The organism is Allobranchiibius sp. GilTou38, assembly GCF_017565325.1.
GTDB classification, from domain to species: domain Bacteria; phylum Actinomycetota; class Actinomycetes; order Actinomycetales; family Dermatophilaceae; genus Allobranchiibius; species Allobranchiibius huperziae.
In genome coordinates, this window is the sequence record NZ_JAGEKN010000003.1 from 237218 (window position 1) to 255689 (window position 18472).

Sequence of the window (18472 nt, forward strand, 5' to 3'; positions counted from 1 at the left end):
ATGCGCATATCTAGCTTCTGCCCGATACATCCGTAGCGTGTCGCATCGTCTGTCGTGGGTGTGCGTGGTTGTCCGCGGTTTCGTGGCGCGGGTGCCACGCCACCGCGGACTATCGAGCGCTAAGCGGGCGAGAAGAGCGCGTCCTGCACGGGTTGCCATTCCGAGGCGCCTGGCACGCGGTAGGTCTTCGACCACGACCAGCCGTCACCGACCCTGCAGATGACGAGCCGGCTGCTGCCGCGGGGGGTGTCGCGGTCCAGGACCAGTTCTCCCTCGCGCCACGTGCCGCGCGCCGGAGGGTCGGCGGGGAAGCCGGCGCTGTCGTAGGCGTAGTAGAGGTACTCGCCGGTGGCCGGGTCCGTCATCCACACGCCGAGCGACGCGAACGACTCGGCGCCGTCGCGGTACTGGGTATAGCGCTGGACGATGATCGATCCGTCGAGTTCGACCTCCCCACTGATCGTGCTGGTCGCAGTGCCCGCCGGCGCCCACGCGGACGCATGCATCGTCTCGGCGCCGTCGTACCGGCCTACCAGGAAGGGCAACCCTCGCGCTGTGGTCATGTTCGTTCCTCTCATACGCACCTCAGCACGCGGCGCACCCTGACGGCGTTTCGCGTGGCTGACGGCGTTCGAACGCCGTCAATGGTCGCGAACGCCGTCAGCGTGGCGGATGCCGGAGGCAGGGATCAGGCGGGCACCTTGTCGAGGAACCCGAGCACGCTGTCGATTCGACCGTCGTCGTCGGTGACGACCACGTCGAAGCCGACGATCACCGGCTCGGCGTCCGCCGGGCCGAGGCCCCAGGTGAAACGCGCCTGCCGGTGATGGGCGTCCACCGGACCGGCGGGCGTGAAGACGAAACCGGGGAACTGATCCTGAACGGCTCCGATCGTCGCGTCCACGGCGTCGCGGCCGCGCACCTGCGCCATCGGGTCGGAGTAGCTCGCCTGCTCGGTCCAGTGCTGGTCGATCAGTGTGCGCCGGGCCGCAGGGTCCGTCTCGTTCCAGCAGGCGAGGTAGGTGTTCATCAGGTCGTTCATCGCAGTGCCTTTCATCGAAGGGTTGTTGGCGTGAACGATCCTGAATCGCTCCGGGCGAGAGCGCGATTCCCTCATAGGTAATGCCACTCGATGACGTGCGAGGTAATCGCCGGAGGTACGTCGTTCGGCTAGCGTCGCGTCGGTGACCACCACTGCACCGTCCGCCCGGCCGGTCGGCGAGTTGCTGCGTGGATGGCGCGAGCGGCGCCGCCTCAGCCAACTGGACCTGTCGATCCAGGCGCAGGTCTCCACCCGGCACCTGAGTTTCGTCGAGACCGGGCGTGCCAGGCCGACGCCCGAGATGATCCTGAGACTGACCGATCACCTGCAGGTGCCGCTCCGCGAGCGCAATCAGCTGCTCCTCGCCGGCGGGTATGCACCGGCCTACCCTCAGCACGGCTTCGACGCCCCGGAGCTCGCCCGCATCGCCGACGCGCTGCGGTCGGTGCTGGGAGGGCATCCGTATCCCGCGCTGGTGATGGACCGGTGGTGGGACATGCTCGATGCGAACGACGCGACGCTGGCCCTCACGACCGGGTGCGCCGCCCACCTGCTCGAGCCGCCCGTCAACGTGCTGCGCCTCAGCCTGCACCCGGACGGACTTGCGCCGCGGATCGTCAATCTCGGGCAGTGGCGCGGGCACCTGATGACCCAGCTGCGGCAGCGCATCGAGCGCACCGACGACCATCGGCTGCGAGCGTTGGAGGAGGAGTTGCTGGGTTATCCCGGTGGCACCCTCGAGCGCGCACCGGCGGCAGGTGTCGTACTCCCGCTGCGGCTGCGCACCGATGTCGGCGTGGCGTCGTACTTCTCGGTCGCCGCGGCGGTGGAGACGGCCACCGACGTCACGGTCGAAGAGCTGGTCCTGGAGACGTTCTACCCGGCGCCCTGACCTGCGTCGGCCCCGACTGCACGCTGACGGCGTTTCGCGCCGTTGACGGTGTTCGAACGCCGTCAACCGATGCGAACGCCGTCAGGGTCGCGTGCGTCTCACGAGCTCGCCGGCGCGGACGCGATCTGCGGCTGCGGATCCGAGGCCTCGCGCGACAGCCTGCGGGAACGCTCGACGAACCAGACGTTCCAGCCGATGCAGATCGCGAAGAACACCAGCGACACGACGTTGGTCGCTGCCACCGACTGATCGAGAGTGAGGGTGTAGATCAGGACGATCTGCGCGGTGCCCGACAGGATCAGGCCGACACCCCAGACGATGCCCATCAGGTAGAAGCCCATCCGGAACGGCGCCGACGTCGCCCAGCCCTGTTTCAACCCGGCGGCGGACGTCTCGTCCGACCCCGCGAGCCGCCCCGCGACCGCGAAGGTGAGCGGTCGGCGTACCGCGACCGAGCCGAGGAAGACCAGACCCGACAGCACGGTGAGGGCGGCGCCCTTGAGGAGCAGGAAACGCGGATCGCCCGTGATCAGCGACAGCGTGAGCCCGCCGGCGAAGAGGAAGAGCATGAAGATCGCGAACGCGTCGGCCCGTCCCTGGCGCCAGATCAGCCAGCACAGCCGGAGCCCGGCGAGGACGGTGGAGATGAGCAGCGCCGCGGTCATCCCCGCGCCGAGAGCCCGGGCCAGGTAGTAGCCGCCGACCGGGATGGCGATGTCGAGGGTGAGCATCCGCAGCAGCCCGGACATCCGGATCGAGGGTGCGAACCGACCGGCCTGCGCCATCTGCTCGTCCAGCGGTGTCCTCACGCGGCTCATCCTGACAGGAGCACGCACCCGCCGTGCGCGAATGGAGTCGCCGCGCGCTCCATAGGGCGCGCGGCGACTCCACTCGCGCGCGCCGGAACCCCTCAGGCGTCGACGATGGCCGCCAGCGGTGGGGTGCGCGCAGCGCGCACCCCCGGCCACAGCGCCGCCAGCACGCCGACGATCCCGGCGACGACCAGGAAGCCCAGCGCCTGGGTCCAGGGGATGACCAGCACGCTGAGACCCTGGTCCTTGAGCAGCTTGGTGAAGAGCACGCCGTAGACGATCCCGAGCGCGAGCCCGAGCAGCGCACCGAACACGGCGATGAGGAACGACTCGAGGTAGATCGTGCGGCGCACCTGCCGTCGCATCATCCCGACCGCGCGCATCATCCCGATCTCCCGCCGTCGCTCGACCACCGACAACGCCAGGGTGTTGATGATCCCCAGGATCGCGATGACGATCGCGAGCGCGAGCAGAGCGTAGAGCAACCCGAGCAGGGTGTTGACCTGTGCCGCGATCTGTCCCTTGAACTGGGTGCGGGTGTCGACCGAGACCACGTAGTACGGGTTGGTCGCCTTCTCCACCCGCGCCTGCACCTGTGACAGGTCGGCCCCGGGCGCGACCCGGATGAGGCCGACCTCCGCCGCTCGCTCGTCCGCCGGAGTGAGGCTGCGGTACGTCGCGCCGCTCACCAGCCACGCCCCGGCGAGCTGGCTGTCCTGGTAGACGCCGACCAGCTTCAACCGCACCGACCCGACGCCCGGGTGGGTGAGCGTGTGCATCGAACCGATGGTCCAACCGCGCTCACGCGCTTTGGACTCGCTGGCGACCAGGTTGTCGCCGGTGGGCGAGATCGACCCCGAGACCGGTGTCAGGGCCAGCACCGCGGAGAGTGGACCGTCGACGCCGCTCCCGGTCTCCTCGGCTCCGTCGAGCAGACCGAACGCGAGGTGGAACTGCGTCATCGATCCGACGCCGTCCTGCTTGGCCGCAGCGTCGATCGCCGGCTGCGGCACCGTGCCCTGCTGGCCTGCGGTCAGCACGAGGTCGGCGCGCACGTTGTTGTCGAAGAGGTGGTTCACGCTGCCCTTGGCGGACGCACCGATCACCGAGATGCCGCTGACGATGAGCAGTCCGAGGGTCAGCGCGAAGGCCGTGGCCGCCGTACGCCGCGGGTTGCGGACCGCGTTCGAAGGCGCCAAGGTACCCGGCCGGCCGAACGGCCGCCCGGCGACCCACCCGATCGGGGGGATGACGATGCGCGCGAGCACCGGCGAGAGCATCAGCGCTGCGCCTCCCACTCCCAGCAGCCCGGCGCCGATCAGGGCGGACCCGTGCGACGTGGAGGACGAGGTCGCTCCGAGCACTGTGAGAACCACGCCGAGGACCAGCAGCGCGAGACCGAGGATGGTGCGCCGGGTGGAGCTGGAGGCCGACGGGATGGCGAACTCCTCGCGCATCGCCTCGACCGGGGCGATCGACGACGCGCGTCGGGCGGGGATGTACGCCGAGAGGAGAGTCACCCCCACCCCCAGGACAAGGGCCACGACGAGCGTGCGCGGTTGCAGCAGCAACGTGCCGGAGGGCAGGCCGACGTTGAACGCGTTCAGCAGCTCGCGCAACCCGATCGCGAGACCCACCCCACCGACGATGCCGAGCACGCTGCCGATCACTCCGGTGAACAACGCCTCCAGCAGCACCGACCGGCGCACCTGCTTGCGGCTCGCACCGACCGCCCGCAGCAGCGCGAGCTCGCGCAGCCGCTGGGCGACGATCATCGAGAAGGTGTTGTAGATGATGAAGGTGCCGACGATCAGGGCGATGAATCCGAAGGCCAGCAGCAGGTAGTTGACGAACGACAACGCGGTCTGGATCTGGGCGTTCGTGTCGTCCCGCAGCTTGGTGCCGGTCTCGACGGTGAGCCCGGAAGGGAGGACCTTGGCGATCCGCGACGTCAGCTCGTCCTCGCTCACGCCGGGCTTCGCCGACACGTCCACCGAGGTGTAGTGGCGCCCGTCCGACAGCACCCGGACCGCTTGAGCGGGGCTGAGGAGCACCCCGATGTAGCCGCCGCTCTCGGTCTTGGTGCGGTAGATCCCCGACACCGTCAGTGTGAGCACCGGCCGGTTCGACAGCACGATCCGCACCCGGTCGCCGACCTTGATGTCACCCTTGCGCGCCGCCCCGGCGTTGATCACGGCCTCCCCCGAGGAAGTCGGCGGCCCGCCGGACTCGAACTGGGTCGGATCGCCGATGCGGTCGGCGGGCACCGTCCAGGTGTCCGCGACGCTGGGCGCTCCGCCGCTTGCGACCTTGGTGCCCTGGGAGTTGACCAGCGCGGCAGGTCGCTCGACGCCCGGCGCGACCCGATCGACCCCCGGCACCCGCCGGATCGTCGCCAGATCACCGAAAGGGACACCCGCGTCGTAGCTGTGCGCCGGCTCCACGTGGGTGGCGATGCCCTTGTACGCGTCGTTGAAGATGCCGGTGAAACTGTGCTTGAGGGTGTCGGTGAAGACGTAGGACCCGGTCACGAACGCCGTGCCGAGGATCACCGACAGCACCGTCAGGATCAGCCGCACCTTGTGCGCGCGCAGGTTGCGGATCGACACCCGCCCCATCGGGCGGCGCGGCACGGGTCAGTCCTCCATCGTCTTCATCAGGTCCAGTACCCGCGCCTCGGTGGGGTCGCGCATCTCGTTGACGATGTCGCCGTCGGCGAGGAAGAGCACGCGATCGGCGTACGCCGCGGCGCGCGGGTCGTGGGTGACGACCACGACCGTCTGCCCGAGCCGGTCGACGGAGCTGCGCAGGATCCCGAGCACCTCCGCGGAGGAGCGGGAGTCCAGGTTGCCGGTCGGCTCGTCGCCGAAGACGATGTCGGGCTGAGAGGCGAGCGCCCGCGCGCACGCCACCCGCTGCTGCTGACCACCGGACAGCTCACTCGGGCGGTGCCCGAGACGGTCGCGGATGCCGAGGGTGTCGATGACGTTGTCGAGCCACTCCTTGTCCGGTTTCCGACCGGCAAGGTCCATCGGCAGCGTGATGTTCTCCAGGGCGGTCAGTGTCGGCACGAGGTTGAAGGACTGGAAGACGAAACCGATCCGGTCGCGCCGCAGTGCGGTCATCTTGTTGTCCGACAGCCCCGACAGCTCCGCGTCGCCGATGCTCACCGACCCTGACGAGACCGAGTCGAGACCGGCGAGGCAGTGCATGAGCGTCGACTTGCCCGAGCCGGACGGCCCCATGATCGCGGTGAACTCGCCCCGCACGAGCTCGACGTTGACGGCGTTCAGCGCCTGCACCGTGGTGCTGCCGCTGCCGTACGTCTTCACCAGGTCGACGGCGCGCGCGGCGATCTGGGTGGTCGTCGTGGTCATGAGAGGGAGCCTTCCCGTGGCAGCCGTACATCGGTGGTGCCGGCCGTCGTGAACCGTGCCTGATGATTGTCACCCATGTCGCCGACACCCGTCGGCGGTCGCCGCGACGATGTCGCACCCCCTGGCTACGGTGCCCGTATGCCGATCGGTCCCGCGCCCAGTACCGTCACCACCGCGCGCCTCACGCTGCGACCGATGACGGAGGACGACGCGTGCGATCAGCGGGTCCTGACCTGGCACACCGATCCTCGCGGATACGAGCTGATGTACGAGCAGCCCTACCCTGACGCCGCGACAGCGTCCGCTCGGCTCCGGTCCTGGGCGGACCGGTGGAGCAGCGTCGGCGTCGGCTACTGGATCGCGGAGCGCGACGGCGTCCCCGTCGGCATCGGCGGGATCGATCCGCTGACGTTCGAGGGCCGCGACCACCTCAACCTCTACTACCGACTGGATCCCTCGGCGCGCGGGCAGGGCCTGGCCCGCGAGATCGCCGCGGCCGGTACGGCGTACGCCGCCGAGTGGTGGCCGGACCGCCCGGTGCTGGCCCGGATCGCACCGACGAATGCGCCGTCGGTGAAGGTCGCGCGGGCCGCCGGACTCCTGGACGTCGGCGCGCGGCGAGCACCGCAGGACCCGAAGGACCAGCCCGCGCCGAGGCTGCTGCGTTCGCCCCTCGCTCGGGTGGGGCCGGTCACCGCCGGCGACCCGGCGTACGACGAGCTGCTCGACCTGTGGTGCCGGGTCAACGACAGCGGTGGGGCGGTCGGGTTCGAAGCCCACGCACCGCGCGAAGCAGTGGCCGACGTGCTCGAGCGGCACCTCGCGGACGCGGGCACCACCCTCGTGCGACTGCACGCCCCGACGTCCCTGGGACGAGACGATGGGACGAGACGATCCGTCCCCGACCGGACAGCTGCTGGGGTTCGGATTCGTGGTGCAACCGGCGCATGTCGCGGTGCGGCACCGGTGCTCGCTCATGCGGGTGATGACCGATCCGGAGCAGCGAGGAGCGAATCTGGGGCGCCTGCTGATGGGAGCGCTGCACGCGCACGCCCGGTCGCAGGGATGCGAACTGGTGCAGATCGACTACCGCGGCGGCACCGGTCTGGGTGCCTTCTACCAGCGCTGCGGCTACGTCGAGACCGGCCGGGTGCCCGGTGGGCTGCGCTTCAGTTTCGGCGACCGCGACGACGTGGCGATGACCCGTCGCCTCGACGGGCTGCCCCTGCGTCAGTAGACGGAGACCAACTCACTCATCTGCAGACCGCCGCCGGAGATGAGGTAGTCCTGCGCGGCCGTCGACACCCGGCAGCACCCGTGCGAGTCGGGGTAGGGCGGGATGCTCGGCGAACCGTGCACGGCGATGCCGCCGACGAAGTAGTAGGGCTTGTACAACCCGCCGAGCGGGCCGTAGACCCAGCCCGTCGTCGTCTTACGGTAGATCTTGAAGTTCCCGGACGGGGTGCGCGCGATCGCCGGGTGCCCCTCGTACTCGAACGTGCGGCCGGAGCCGGTAGAGGTGTTCAACGTGATCGCGCTGCGTCCGCCGCGCGCCACCATCAGCAACTGGCGGGTCTTGTCGATCTCGATGTGATTACCGGCGTAGCGCGGCCATGCACGGTGCTGGCTGTCGATCGCGGTCCACGTGGGGGCGTCGATCTCGCCGGTGGTGGGGATGCCGTTGGCCTTCTGCACGGCCCACACCGCCTGCTGCACCACGAACCCGAATTGCCCGTCCATGCCGCCGCACCAGTACCCGGCGTTCCACATGGCGTGCTGCGCCGACAGCACCCAGCTGCCGGTGGACCCCATCTTGAGCACCGGCCGGGTCGTGGTCGCCGCGTCCGCGGGGGCCGCGAGCATCGCCCCGCCGACGATCGCGAATGCGGAGGAACCGATGGTGGTGGCAAGCAGAGTCCGTCGATCGATAGCAGTCATGATGTCCCCTGTGACGTGAAGAATGTCGGACTCGAGTGCGACCCGCGCCTCGTACCCGTGTGACGGGGAGGTCCCGTACCACACACATTAGACGGTGCGCAGGGTATTCCGGTTGGATTTCTGGAACCCGAGCCGGGGGAATCTCAGACCGGCCGAGCCTCGAATCGTCCACGAGGGTGCGCGATCTCGTCCTGGGCACTGATCAACTGCAGCTCGCGAGTGCCCGCCGCGTGCGTTGCCTCGATGATCGCGAAGACCGAGTCGGCCGTGGTGGCCAGCGCGTGCGCCACGCCCTCGGTCATCACCCGCGCCAGGAAGATCGCGGCGGTCGCGTCACCGCACCCGCTCACATGCAGAGGCATCAGCGGTGTGGTCACCTGGAACGCCCCCTCACGGCTCACCGCCACCATCTGCACCGAGTCGGCCGGCGTCTGGTCGGTCTGCACCGAGGTGACCAGGACCGTGTCGGGACCCTGCCGTCGTAGCGCCTCGACAGCCGCGAGCAGATCGGCCACCGAGCGGATCGAACTGCCGGTGAGGTACTCCAGCTCGAACTGGTTCGGGGTGACGATGTCCGCGGCCGGCACGATCCGGTCGCGCATGAACTCCGGGATCCCCGCCTGCACGTAGAACCCACGGCCCACGTCCCCCATCACCGGATCGGCGCAGTACACGGCCGCCGGGTTGGCCGACTTCACCCTGGCCACCGCGTCCAGGACGATCTCGCCCACGGGCGGCGCGCCCTGGTAGCCCGACAGCACGGCGTCGCACTCGGGCAGCACGCCGCGTTCCTCGATGCCGGTGATGACGTCGCCGACCGTCTGCGGCTCGAAGACGATGCCGCGCCACTCGCCGTACCCGGTGTGGTTGGAGAAGTGCACGGTGTGAACCGGCCAGACCTCGTGCCCGAGGCGCTGCAGCGCGAAGACAGCCGAGCTGTTGCCGGCATAGCCGTAGGCGACGGAGGACTGGATGGACATGACCTTCACCAGCGCAGGGTATGACGCCCTGTGCCGGGTGCACCGCTGCCGGGATACGGGACAATCGCAGGATGAGTGAATCGACCACCCCGCAGCAGCTGCCCGACGACGCGGTCGTCCTCGATGTCCGCGAGCAGGACGAGTGGGACGCGGGTCACGCGCCGGGCGCGGTGCACATCCCGCTCGGCGACCTGCCCACCCGTCTGGACGACCTGCCCCCGGACGACACCACGCTTCCGGTCATCTGCCGATCCGGCGGCCGCTCCTCGCAGGCGGTCGCGTGGCTGAGCCAGCAGGGATTCGACGTCGCCAACGTCGACGGCGGCATGCGCGCCTGGGCGTCGGCCGGCAAGCCGCTGACCGCCGACTCCGGGGAACCGCGCGTCATCTGAGCCGGGTCATACCCGGCCGGCGTGCGGGTCAGGTGCGGTTCTTGGCCACCGTCTTGCCGATCACGGTGGCGACCACGAAGGTGATGACGGCCACCACCACGAAGAAGATGAGCCCGACGCCGATGGCCGCCCCGACGCCCGTGCCGGTGGCGATGGCGATGACCGCATAGATCACCCCGGCTATGACGCCGGCGATGAGTCCACTGCGCATGTTCGGATTCATGAGTCCTCCATCGGATCGGGCCCATGACACTAGTGGCGCGCGGCCGTCCGTGTGTCCGGTCGGCGCCACTACTTCAGCAACCGTGACATCCGGCGGTCCGCCAGCACCTTGCCCCCGGTCTGGCACGTTGCGCAGTACTGCATCGACCGATCCGCGAACGACACCTCGCGGACGACGTCTCCGCAGACCGGGCAGGCCTCTCCGGTGCGTCCGTGTACCCGCATGCCCGCCCGTTTGGCATCCTTCAGGTCCTTCGCCGGCTTGCCGGACGCCGTCGCCACCGCACCGCGCAGGATCTGCTCCAGCGCGTCGTAGAGCACTGAGACCTGCTCCTCCGACAGCGAACCGGCGACGGCGTACGGCGAGAGCTTGGCCGCGTGCAGCACCTCGTCGGAGTAGGCGTTGCCGACCCCGGCGATGACGGACTGATCGCGCAGCAGGCCCTTGATCTGGGTGCGGCGACCCTCCAGGATCCCGGCGAACACGTCACGGGTGAAGGACTCGTGCAACGGGTCCGGGCCGAGCGAGGCGATGCCGGGCACGTCCTGCGGCGAACGCACGACGTACGCGGCGAGCCGCTTCTGGGTGCCGGCCTCCGTGAGGTCGAACCCCGCGCCGTCGGAGAACCGCACCCGCAGCGCGATCGGGGACTTGCCCGGCCGCAGCATCGTGGCCGGCGACTGCTCGGACCAGCGCAGCCAGCCGGCCCTGGCCAGGTGGAAGATCAGGTGGACCCCGTCGGCGTCGATGTCGATGAACTTGCCGTGCCGCTCCACCCCGGTCACGAGCAGACCCTGCAACGCCTGCGGCGGCGGGTCGAAGGTCTTCATCACGCTGAACGACCCGACCTCGACACCGGTCATCGCGAGGTCGACCACACGGGCGCGCAGGAAGTCGGTCAGACCTTGCACCTCGGGCAACTCGGGCACGTCGACTCCTCCGACCGGCGATGGCGGCGGACCGGCGGGCACGCCTCGAGCATGACAGTAACGATCAGGTCCGACGGGCGAGGGAGAACAGGCACCGAGCCCCGAGCCTCAGCCGTACGTCGGCTCCTGCGGCCAGCCGGTCGGGCTGTCCTCCCAGTCCTGCTGACGGCCGTAGCACGTACGGTCCATGATGTGCGCGACCGGCAGGATCGCCTCGGTGCCGCGGGCGGTGGTCATGTAGGTGAGGTAGGGGACACCGTGGCGCAGCAGGTAGTAGGAGTATCCGGGCAACTGACCTTCCCTGCCGGAGTCGTCGGTCCGGGTCCAGCCCCAGTCGTAGTGGTAGCTCGTCTTGTACGACGAGACCCACCGGTGATCCCAGCCGCGCCCCTTTGCCCACGCCTGGAGCTTCTCGATCGGTGCCTGCGACACCATCGCGAAGGAGATGCCCTCGTCGGCCAGCCGACTCATGTTCGCGGGCAGGTTGTCGACGGCCCACGTGCAACTGGGACAGCCCTGCTCCCACCCGGGGTCGAACATCACGTTCTGCACCAGGAGCAGATAGTGGTCGCCGAACAATTCCACCAGGCGCACCGGGCCGCAGCGCCCCGCGAACACGTAGTCCTCGACCTGCACCATCGGCAGCCGCCGACGCGCTGCGGACACCCGGTCGCCGTGCCGGGTGACCTCTTTCTCCAGCGCGACCTGCTCGGCGAGCGCGGTGTGGAACTCGGCGCGCCCCACGACCGGGGGCGCTGCCTCCGGCGCACGGGTCCGGTCGACGGCCTGGGCGGTGTCCTGATCGGCCATGGTGTCCTCCGACGATGCTCGACGGCCAAGGAACCGTTCGACGATACGCGCCGGCGAGGCCGTCCGGGAGGGGGATTCGCGCTGATACGCGAACGCGGTTCAGCCGCGGATCGTGCTCTGGTCGTGCTCCCGCTCGAAATCGTCCACCGCGGCGGCGGCGCCGCCGAGCTCGTCGCCGACCTCACCCGCGACCCCCGCGTCGTCCCCTGCGTGGCGGTGCCCGTCCTCGTCCATGCCGCGATCGGCCACCGCCAGGGTGCGGTGCGCGGTGGACAGCAGCACCGCGGCGATCACCGCGGACACGGCTGCGAGCGCGAACGGGACGTGCAGGTTGTAGTGCTCGACGAGCTTGCCCGCGGCGAACGGGGCCAGGCCGCCGCCGATGAAGCGGACGAATCCGTACGCCGCGGAGGCGACCGGGCGCTCGACCGGCGAGATGACCATCACGGCCTGGGTGGTGAGGGTGTTGTTGATGCCGATGAAGATGCCCGCGACGACGACGGTCGCGATCAGGACGGTGCGGTTGGTGGGCCAGATAGCGATGATCGCGAGGTCGACCGCGAAGAGCCCGAGGGCGACATAGAGGGTGGGCGCGGTGCCGAAGCGCCGCTGCAGATTGGGGGCGCCGAAGACCGCGAAGAGGGCCACGAGGATGCCCCAGGCGAAGAAGACCAGCCCGAGCTTGATCGCGGACAGATGCATCGGGAACGGCGCGTAGCCGAGCATCGTGAAGAACGCCCAGTTGTAGAAGAGAGCGGCCAGGCCCATCGTCAGCAGACCGCGGTGCCGTAGGGCCGCCAGCGGCGCCATGATCGAGGTGCGGTGTTCCGGTTTCGGGGTGGCGGGCAGGAAGAGCACGGTCGCCACCAGAGCGATCGCCATCAGCACCGAGACGCCGAAGAACGGTCCGCGCCAGCTCACCGTGCCGAGGAGACCGCCGAGCAGCGGGCCCACTGCGATACCGACGCCGAGCGCCGTCTCGTAGAGGATGATCGCGCCTGCGAACCCACCCGTGGCGGACGAGACGATGACGGCCAGGGAGGTGGCGATGAAGAGCGCGTTGCCGAGTCCCCACCCGGCCCGGAAGCCGACGATCCCGCCGATGGATCCGGCGGACCCCGCGAGCGCGGCGAAGACCACGATGAGCGCCAGGCCGGCGATGAGGGTCTTCTTCGCCCCGATGGCGCTGGAGACCGCATTGGTGACGAGCATCGCGACGGCGGTGACGACCAGGTAGCTCGTGAAGAGCAGCGTCGTCTGGCTCGGAGTGGCGTGCAGCTGGCTGGAGATGGCCGGCAGGATCGGGTCGACCAGCCCGATGCCCATGAACGACACGACGCATGCGAAGGCGACCGCGTAGACCGCCTTGGGCTGGTGGAACATGCCGGAGTCGCCGGTCTCGGGAGATTTCGCGTGCATCGCCGTCCTCGTCAAGTGCATAGTTTTCCTATACGTTAGCTCCGAACAGACGCCAGGCAACCCCGCCGGCGGATCAGTCCGCTTTCTCCTCCGACCTGGCGATGATGCGCTCGATGAGCGCGGTGGCCCTCGCCACCGACTCGCGCTCGGAGTCCGACAGCGTGTCGAAGACCGGAGCGAGGGTGGCCCGACGCGCGGTCCGCACCTTGTTGAGGACGGCCCGGCCGGCAGGGGTGACATCGATCAGCGCCACCCGCGCGTCGCCCGGATCCGAACGGCGCCGCACCCACCCGGCCGCCTCGACGCGCTGCACCTGGGTAGTCATGGTCGGCTGGCTGCAGTGGTCGGCGGCGGCGAGATCGCCGATCCGTGCGGGACCGATCTCCTCCACCAGCGACAGCAGCCGTGCTTGAGCAGGCGGCGTGTCGAAGTCCGCGTGCCGCGTCGCCCAGCGATTGAGGCGGGCGACGGCCATCAGCAGCCGGGCGCCGGTGTCGTCGACATTCGTCATCGGCTCAGCTTATAGATCCGCTATCCAGGCCGAGCCTGTTCCGCGGGACCGACACGCTGGGATCCGCGCCGTCCGTGAACGGTCCGCTCAGCGCGGGTGTGCCGGCGCGAACTGCGACGAGGTCCGCGACCACGCGAGCGAGGTGAGCAGGAGTGCCGCGAGCAGCGCCTCCGACGGACCGAGGACACCGGCAACGGCGACCACCGCGACCGCCATCGTCGGGTGTGCGACCCACAGCAAGCCGATGCCGCGGCCCCCGCCAGTGCCCATCAGCGCCAGCGGCGGTGGCCCCTTGTGCACGTAGAGGAGCTGGCCGGCCACCAGCGCGACCATGACCGCGGCCGCGTGGGCCAGCGCGAGCGGTGCGGCCACTCCGGTGACCACCGCCGTCACGAACGCGACCACGAACTGCAGGACAGCGACCGGCGCGAGGTGGAGCACGGTCTCGGCCTGCCACGAGATGCCGAGGATGGACGGCTCGCCTGCGGTGCCGGCGTGGTGTTGCAGACCTCGGGTCAGACCCGACGTGGTGAGGTGCGCGAGGACGAGGACCACCGGGAGTACGAGGGGCGAGCGGCTGTGCACCACCGGCGCGATCGAGGCGAGCGCCACCGCGGCGATCTGCACGATGAGCCAGCCCAGTGACACCCAGCCGAGCCGCAGCAGGCCGGCGACGTCCGCGCCGATCGTCGTACCCCACCGCCCGAGCGGCTTGATCCGCAAGGGGTTGTGCCGCAGCCGCAAGTTGAACGCCTGGGCGCGGGCCCGTCGGGTGTCCCCCGCGACCAGTGCCGAGCTGACGCTGTCGCTCATCAGAGACTGGGTGCGCAGCAGGCTCATCGGCAGCGAGTCGAGCAGGGCGGCCACCGACGGACCGCCGGCGTGGCCCGCGGCCTCGCCGCGCAGCCAGGCGTAGAGCAGCGCAGGAGCACCGACCAGGGCCAGCAGGACGCCGAAGACGAGCGCCCACGCGGAGCCTCCGGCCATCACAAGACCACCGGGGACGGCGACGCCCAGCCCGAGCAGGCCGGCCGCCACCACGACGCAGGTGCTGCGCCAGGCGTCGCGCAGGGTGAGTGCGCGCGGCAGGTCGGTCGCGCTCACGAACTCCAGGTGTCCGGGCTCCGGCACCACCGGACCGCGGCGCCTGCCGGCACGTCCCGCGAGCAGCGCGACCACCGCGACCAGCAGGACGGCGGCCAGGGCGCACAGCAGCGGATGGTCCTGCACCCGGTGCCGCGCCACGGGCCAGGTCTGGAAGACGTAGTGCGAGGCGAGCACGCCGTACACGATGCCGAAGAGCCCCACGACGTACGCCGTGAAGAGCGCCGAGCGCAGCTGGGTCCCCTCGCCGCGGTAGCGCAGGTGGTAGGCCTCGGCGAGCCGGTGGTCGTCGGTCGGTGCCTGCGGCGAGACGCTCACGAGTGCTGGGGGAAGCGTTCGATGCGGGTCGCGGTGCGCTCGGCCAGCTCCTGGTCGTGGCACACCCAGACGACGGAGGACGCGGCATCGACCCGCTCGCGCAGCACGTCCGACAACAGCTCGCGCCGGCCGGTGTCCAGGCGCTGCTCGGGTTCGTCGAGCACCAGCAGCGCGCTCGGTCGCAGCAGCACGATCGACAACTCCACCAGCTGGCGCTGCCCGGAAGACAGCTGGGACAGGTAGCGGTCCCGGAAGTCGTAGATGTCGAGGCGTTCGAGGATCGCGATGATGCGTTCGGCGGCCCCGGCGCGGTCGCCGCCCCAGGTCTGGTCGACCAGGATCAGGTGGTCGCCCACGGTGAGGTCGCGGTAGCCCGCGATCGGCCCGATGAGCGGCGCGATGACCCGGCGGATGGTGCGGTCCCGCTCGTCGACGCGGGTGCCGTCCAGGGTGATCGTGCCCGCGGTCGGCAGCATGTTGCCCGTCAGGATGCGCAGGAACGTCGTCTTGCCGGCGCCGTTGGGGCCGGTGATGACGACGTTCTCCCCCGGCCGCACCGTCAGGGAGGTCTCCGGGAGCATGCTCACTCCGTCGACACTCGCGGTGACGCCGTCGGCGACGAGTTCCTGGAAAGCAGTGCCCGCCGTCACCGGAGCCAGCCGATGTGGTCGTGCAGCAACGAATAACCCACGAACGAGACGATATCCAGGATGGAGTGGGTGATGATCAGCGGCAGTACCCGACGGGTCCTCAGATAGACGGTGCCGAGTATGAGACCCATCACGATGTTGCCGACGAAACCGCCGAAGCCCTGGTAGAGGTGGTAACTGCCGCGGATCAGCGCGGAGCCCACCACGACGACCCACAGCCGCCCGCCCGCCTGGGTCCACCGGGTGAAGAGATAGCCCACCATCACCACTTCCTCCAGCACCGCGTTCTGGATCGCCGAGGCGATCAGGACCGGCACGGTCCACCAGTGCTCGCCCAGTGCCGAGGCGACCACGGTGGTGTTGGCACCGAGGTCGCGCGCCACGACGTACAGCACCAGGCCGGGTATGCCGATGCAGGCGGCGAGCAGCGCACCCAGTCCGAGATCGCTAGGCAGTCGGGTGCGGTCCAGACCGAAATATGCCCTGCCCGAACGTATCTCGCGCCCGATGAGGTGGATCGCGAGCAGTGCCGGCACGACGCCGAGGCCGATGCCGACGACCTGGTAGGCGAGGTCGAGCCAGGACTGCTGCGCCTGCGAGGCGTTGAGCGTCGAGGTCTGGTGACCGAGCGAAACGGTGCTCTGCAACGACTTGATGATCGACAGGATCGAGTAGATCGCCGAGGCCCCCAGACTGAGCAGCAGCAGGTACGCCGTCTCGGTCACCAGCGTGCGGGGTGGGTAGGGAGTGGCCGGCACCTGGAGTGGCCCACGCCACAGTGCGGCGATCGTCGCGCGGGCACCCCGCCGCTCGCTCGTCATGCCGCCATCCTCACCTACGAACATGGGCGAGCGCGCCGAGTTGCGCGGCGTGCCGTGGGTGCCTCATCGTGTGCGCATCACCCCCCTGTTTTTCCGCCGGCTGCGCCGGTCGGAGCTGCGACTCTGCCGAATCGCGGCTGCGACCGCGTGGTCGGCCAGTGTGTAGGAGACCTGACGTGACCGGCGTGCTGACCGCCACTCCGCCCGCCCCGACCGCCGCACCCGCGCGGCCGGAGCCGCAGACTGCCGTCGGGCAACCGCACACGGCGTTCGAGGACGTCTTCGGGATGGCCACCGGTGCGATCGTGGTGTCGCTCGGGCTCTTCCTGCTGAGGTCGGGGCATGCGGTGACCGGCGGCACGGCCGGGATCGCCCTGCTGCTCAGCTACGCCACCCACCTGGCGTTCGGCGGCGTCTACCTCGTGGTCAACCTGCCCTTCCTGGTGCTGGCCTACTTCAACAAGGGCCGCAGCTTCACTGCGCGCACCCTGATCGCCGTCGCCGCCGTGTCGGCACTGACGGCCCTGCAGCCGTATGCCATCTCGACCTCACACCTGAACCCGGTGTACGCCGTGCTGCTCGGCAACCTGCTGGCCGGCATCGGGATGCTCATCCTGTTCCGGCACGACTCCAGCGTCGGCGGTCTCAACACGGTCGCGCTGATCGTGCAGGAGCGCTTCGGCGTGCAGGCCGGATGGGTGCAGATGACCTCCGACCTGTGCATCATCCTGCTCGCGCTGACCGTCGTGCCCGCGCACATCGTGGCGCTGTCCGTCGCGGGCGCTGTGCTGCTCAACCTGGTGCTGGCGATCAACCACCGACCCGGTCGCTACCTGGGGATCTGACCCTGACACAGGGAGAGCCGACAGCCACAGGACGACCTGAGGCTGTCGGCTCTACCTGCGTCAGGGTGGCGACGCCGGCTCCCGTGAGGGCGCCGACCGCCGTACGTGACGCAGCTCTCACTCGGGTAGGATCGATGCTCAGTGGGCGCCTCCCCGGACCCGGATCTCCCTGTCATCACAGCACGATCTGCGTGGTCCTCTACGGTCGCCATCTCCCTCGCTGAACCCAGCGACACCGGCCCGACATGGCTTTACGCAAGGGTCGCCGCGCTCCCAGCCGGCCCCGGAAAGTCACGACCATGGCCGGCTCACCCACCAGCGCCAGCACGTTGCCCCCGCCCAGGGCCGCGAGCGCGAACCCCACCAGCTCGTTCACCGCGCTGGCTCGCCAGGTCACCGATCTGGGGCTGATGCGCCGCCGGTACGGCTACTACTGGAGCAAGCTGGTCGGCGCCGTGCTCGTGCTGGCCGGATGGGTCGCCGCGTTCATCTGGATCGGCGACAGCTGGTGGCAGCTGGCCTGGGCCGCCGTGCTGGCCGTGATCCTCACCCAGATCGCCTTCCTCGGCCACGACGCGGCGCACCGGCAGATCTTCAAGTCGGGCCGGTGGAACGACTGGGTCAGTCTCATCGTGGCCGACCTGCTCGTTGGGATCAGCCACGGCTGGTGGCGCGGCAAGCACAACCGGCACCACGCCAACCCCAACAAGGAGGGCTACGACCCCGATCTGGCCATCGGCGCGCTGGCCCTCACTCCCGAGGCGGCCACCCGCCCGCGCCCTCGTGCGGTGCGCTGGCTGCTCGACCACCAGGGCTGGTACTTCTTCCCCCTCACCCTGCTCGAGGGGCTGTCCCTGCACTGGAGCGGCATCCGCCGGGTGGCCTCCCGCGAGAAGATCGAACGACGCTGGATGGAGGTGGCGTTCCTGGCGGTGCGCCTGCCCGTGCTGCCCGCGCTGTTCTTCTGGGTGCTGTCGCCCGGTAAGGCGCTCGCCTGCCTGGCGCTGCAGCTGGCCGTCTTCGGTGTCTACATGGGCGCCTCGTTCGCGCCGAACCACATCGGGATGCCGCTGGTGTCCGCCCGGCTGAAGCTGGACTTCCTGCAGCGTCAGGTGCTGGTCAGCCGCAACATCCGGGGCGGGCCCGCGGTCTCGATCGCGATGGGTGGGTTGAACTACCAGATCGAGCACCACCTCTTCCCCTCGATCGCCCGCCCGCACCTGCGCAAGATCCAGCCGCTGGTGGCCGCGCACTGCGCCGCCGAGGGCATCCCCTACACCCAGACCGATCTGTGGACGGCGTACCGGCAGGTCATCGGGCACCTCAACACCGTCGGCGTCCGCGGGTCCGACCCGTTCCTGTGCCCGCTGGTCGCCCAGCGCCGCGCCCTCTGAACGGACCCGACAAGG

Annotated in this window: 21 protein-coding genes; 5 read left to right on the plus strand and 16 right to left on the minus strand. The window is 69.8% G+C overall.

The genetic code is table 11. From position 1 onward, the window contains the following. Positions 1–119: 119 nt before the first annotated feature. Positions 120–563, minus strand: a complete 444-nt coding sequence (locus tag JOB34_RS01620; RefSeq protein ID WP_208051089.1) for a hypothetical protein — start codon at positions 561–563, stop codon at positions 120–122. A gap of 125 nt (positions 564–688) precedes the next feature. After that, positions 689–1057: a nuclear transport factor 2 family protein gene (locus JOB34_RS01625; RefSeq protein ID WP_243757456.1), complete on the minus strand. Its 369-nt coding sequence runs from the start codon at positions 1055–1057 to the stop codon at positions 689–691. 127 nt (positions 1058–1184) lie between these two features. Between JOB34_RS01625 and JOB34_RS01630 the strand changes: the two genes are divergently transcribed. Further along, positions 1185–1934 carry a helix-turn-helix transcriptional regulator gene (locus JOB34_RS01630; RefSeq protein ID WP_208051090.1) on the plus strand — a complete coding sequence of 250 codons (750 nt, stop codon included), beginning with the start codon at positions 1185–1187 and terminating at the stop codon, positions 1932–1934. Between the two features lie 98 nt (positions 1935–2032). Here JOB34_RS01630 and JOB34_RS01635 read toward each other — a convergent pair whose 3' ends face one another. From JOB34_RS01635 to JOB34_RS17290, 4 genes are all read right to left on the minus strand, one after another. After that, positions 2033–2743: a VC0807 family protein gene (locus JOB34_RS01635; protein WP_208051091.1), complete on the minus strand. Its 711-nt coding sequence runs from the start codon at positions 2741–2743 to the stop codon at positions 2033–2035. A 101-nt stretch (positions 2744–2844) separates the two neighbouring features. Beyond that, entirely contained in the window at positions 2845–5379 is a 2535-nt protein-coding gene (locus JOB34_RS01640) for an FtsX-like permease family protein (RefSeq protein WP_208051092.1), read from the minus strand. A gap of 3 nt (positions 5380–5382) precedes the next feature. Further along, positions 5383–6123: an ABC transporter ATP-binding protein gene (locus JOB34_RS01645; RefSeq protein ID WP_179478149.1), complete on the minus strand. Its 741-nt coding sequence runs from the start codon at positions 6121–6123 to the stop codon at positions 5383–5385. 440 nt (positions 6124–6563) lie between these two features. Next, positions 6564–6818, minus strand: coding sequence for a hypothetical protein (locus JOB34_RS17290; protein ID WP_243757457.1), 255 nt, complete (start codon positions 6816–6818; stop codon positions 6564–6566). Positions 6819–7003: 185 nt separating this feature from the next. Between JOB34_RS17290 and JOB34_RS01655 the strand changes: the two genes are divergently transcribed. Beyond that, a complete protein-coding gene (locus JOB34_RS01655; protein WP_208051093.1) occupies positions 7004–7360 on the plus strand; it encodes a GNAT family N-acetyltransferase in 357 nt (118 codons plus the stop codon). Here the strand turns inward: JOB34_RS01655 and JOB34_RS01660 are convergent. Further along, complete coding sequence (locus tag JOB34_RS01660; RefSeq protein WP_208051094.1) at positions 7354–8061, minus strand: L,D-transpeptidase family protein; 708 nt, start codon at positions 8059–8061, stop codon at positions 7354–7356. The two genes, JOB34_RS01655 and JOB34_RS01660, sit on opposite strands and share 7 nt — an antisense overlap. 143 nt (positions 8062–8204) lie before the next feature. Then, positions 8205–9050 (minus strand): pyridoxal kinase PdxY, encoded by an 846-nt coding sequence (pdxY, locus tag JOB34_RS01665; RefSeq protein ID WP_208051095.1) that lies wholly within the window; start codon positions 9048–9050, stop codon positions 8205–8207. A gap of 62 nt (positions 9051–9112) precedes the next feature. Between pdxY and JOB34_RS01670 the strand changes: the two genes are divergently transcribed. Beyond that, complete coding sequence (locus JOB34_RS01670; RefSeq protein WP_208051096.1) at positions 9113–9433, plus strand: rhodanese-like domain-containing protein; 321 nt, start codon at positions 9113–9115, stop codon at positions 9431–9433. A gap of 28 nt (positions 9434–9461) precedes the next feature. On the opposite strand, the gene JOB34_RS01675 is transcribed toward JOB34_RS01670, so the two are convergent. The 8 genes from JOB34_RS01675 to JOB34_RS01710 form a co-directional block, all read right to left on the minus strand. Next, positions 9462–9656 (minus strand): hypothetical protein, encoded by a 195-nt coding sequence (locus JOB34_RS01675; RefSeq protein ID WP_208051097.1) that lies wholly within the window; start codon positions 9654–9656, stop codon positions 9462–9464. A 68-nt stretch (positions 9657–9724) separates the two neighbouring features. Beyond that, on the minus strand, positions 9725–10585 hold the full coding sequence (locus tag JOB34_RS01680; protein ID WP_208051098.1) for an Fpg/Nei family DNA glycosylase: 861 nt from the start codon (positions 10583–10585) through the stop codon (positions 9725–9727). A gap of 108 nt (positions 10586–10693) precedes the next feature. Continuing rightward, on the minus strand, positions 10694–11395 hold the full coding sequence (locus JOB34_RS01685; RefSeq protein ID WP_208051099.1) for a DUF899 family protein: 702 nt from the start codon (positions 11393–11395) through the stop codon (positions 10694–10696). A 99-nt stretch (positions 11396–11494) separates the two neighbouring features. Next, positions 11495–12829, minus strand: a complete 1335-nt coding sequence (locus JOB34_RS01690; protein WP_243757458.1) for an MFS transporter — start codon at positions 12827–12829, stop codon at positions 11495–11497. A 58-nt stretch (positions 12830–12887) separates the two neighbouring features. Continuing rightward, positions 12888–13325 carry a MarR family transcriptional regulator gene (locus JOB34_RS01695; protein ID WP_208051101.1) on the minus strand — a complete coding sequence of 146 codons (438 nt, stop codon included), beginning with the start codon at positions 13323–13325 and terminating at the stop codon, positions 12888–12890. Positions 13326–13412: 87 nt separating this feature from the next. Then, on the minus strand, positions 13413–14747 hold the full coding sequence (locus tag JOB34_RS01700; RefSeq protein WP_208051102.1) for a hypothetical protein: 1335 nt from the start codon (positions 14745–14747) through the stop codon (positions 13413–13415). Then, complete coding sequence (locus JOB34_RS01705; RefSeq protein ID WP_233764857.1) at positions 14744–15397, minus strand: ABC transporter ATP-binding protein; 654 nt, start codon at positions 15395–15397, stop codon at positions 14744–14746. Before JOB34_RS01705 ends, JOB34_RS01700 begins: the two co-directional genes overlap by 4 nt. After that, the gene (locus JOB34_RS01710; protein ID WP_179478127.1) at positions 15394–16218 is read right to left on the minus strand and encodes a CPBP family intramembrane glutamic endopeptidase; all 825 of its coding nucleotides are present in this window, start codon (positions 16216–16218) and stop codon (positions 15394–15396) included. Before JOB34_RS01710 ends, JOB34_RS01705 begins: the two co-directional genes overlap by 4 nt. A gap of 176 nt (positions 16219–16394) precedes the next feature. Between JOB34_RS01710 and JOB34_RS01715 the strand changes: the two genes are divergently transcribed. Then, positions 16395–17063 carry a YitT family protein gene (locus JOB34_RS01715; protein WP_347813683.1) on the plus strand — a complete coding sequence of 223 codons (669 nt, stop codon included), beginning with the start codon at positions 16395–16397 and terminating at the stop codon, positions 17061–17063. A gap of 299 nt (positions 17064–17362) precedes the next feature. Next, positions 17363–18457 carry an acyl-CoA desaturase gene (locus JOB34_RS01720; RefSeq protein ID WP_208051103.1) on the plus strand — a complete coding sequence of 365 codons (1095 nt, stop codon included), beginning with the start codon at positions 17363–17365 and terminating at the stop codon, positions 18455–18457. The last annotated feature ends 15 nt before the right edge of the window (positions 18458–18472 follow it).

Bases quoted from the DNA above. Each gene is read 5' to 3' on its own strand.
- JOB34_RS01620 (WP_208051089.1), bottom strand. From the start codon at position 563: ATGACCACAGCGCGAGGGTTGCCCTTCCTGGTAGGCCGGTACGACGGC.
- JOB34_RS01625 (WP_243757456.1), bottom strand. From the start codon at position 1,057: ATGAAAGGCACTGCGATGAACGACCTGATGAACACCTACCTCGCCTGC.
- JOB34_RS01645 (WP_179478149.1), bottom strand. From the start codon at position 6,123: ATGACCACGACGACCACCCAGATCGCCGCGCGCGCCGTCGACCTGGTG.
- JOB34_RS01655 (WP_208051093.1), top strand. From the start codon at position 7,004: ATGGGACGAGACGATCCGTCCCCGACCGGACAGCTGCTGGGGTTCGGA.
- JOB34_RS01660 (WP_208051094.1), bottom strand. From the start codon at position 8,061: ATGACTGCTATCGATCGACGGACTCTGCTTGCCACCACCATCGGTTCC.
- JOB34_RS01670 (WP_208051096.1), top strand. From the start codon at position 9,113: ATGAGTGAATCGACCACCCCGCAGCAGCTGCCCGACGACGCGGTCGTC.
- JOB34_RS01675 (WP_208051097.1), bottom strand. From the start codon at position 9,656: ATGAATCCGAACATGCGCAGTGGACTCATCGCCGGCGTCATAGCCGGG.
- JOB34_RS01685 (WP_208051099.1), bottom strand. From the start codon at position 11,395: ATGGCCGATCAGGACACCGCCCAGGCCGTCGACCGGACCCGTGCGCCG.
- JOB34_RS01695 (WP_208051101.1), bottom strand. From the start codon at position 13,325: ATGACGAATGTCGACGACACCGGCGCCCGGCTGCTGATGGCCGTCGCC.
- JOB34_RS01710 (WP_179478127.1), bottom strand. From the start codon at position 16,218: ATGACGAGCGAGCGGCGGGGTGCCCGCGCGACGATCGCCGCACTGTGG.
- JOB34_RS01720 (WP_208051103.1), top strand. From the start codon at position 17,363: ATGGCCGGCTCACCCACCAGCGCCAGCACGTTGCCCCCGCCCAGGGCC.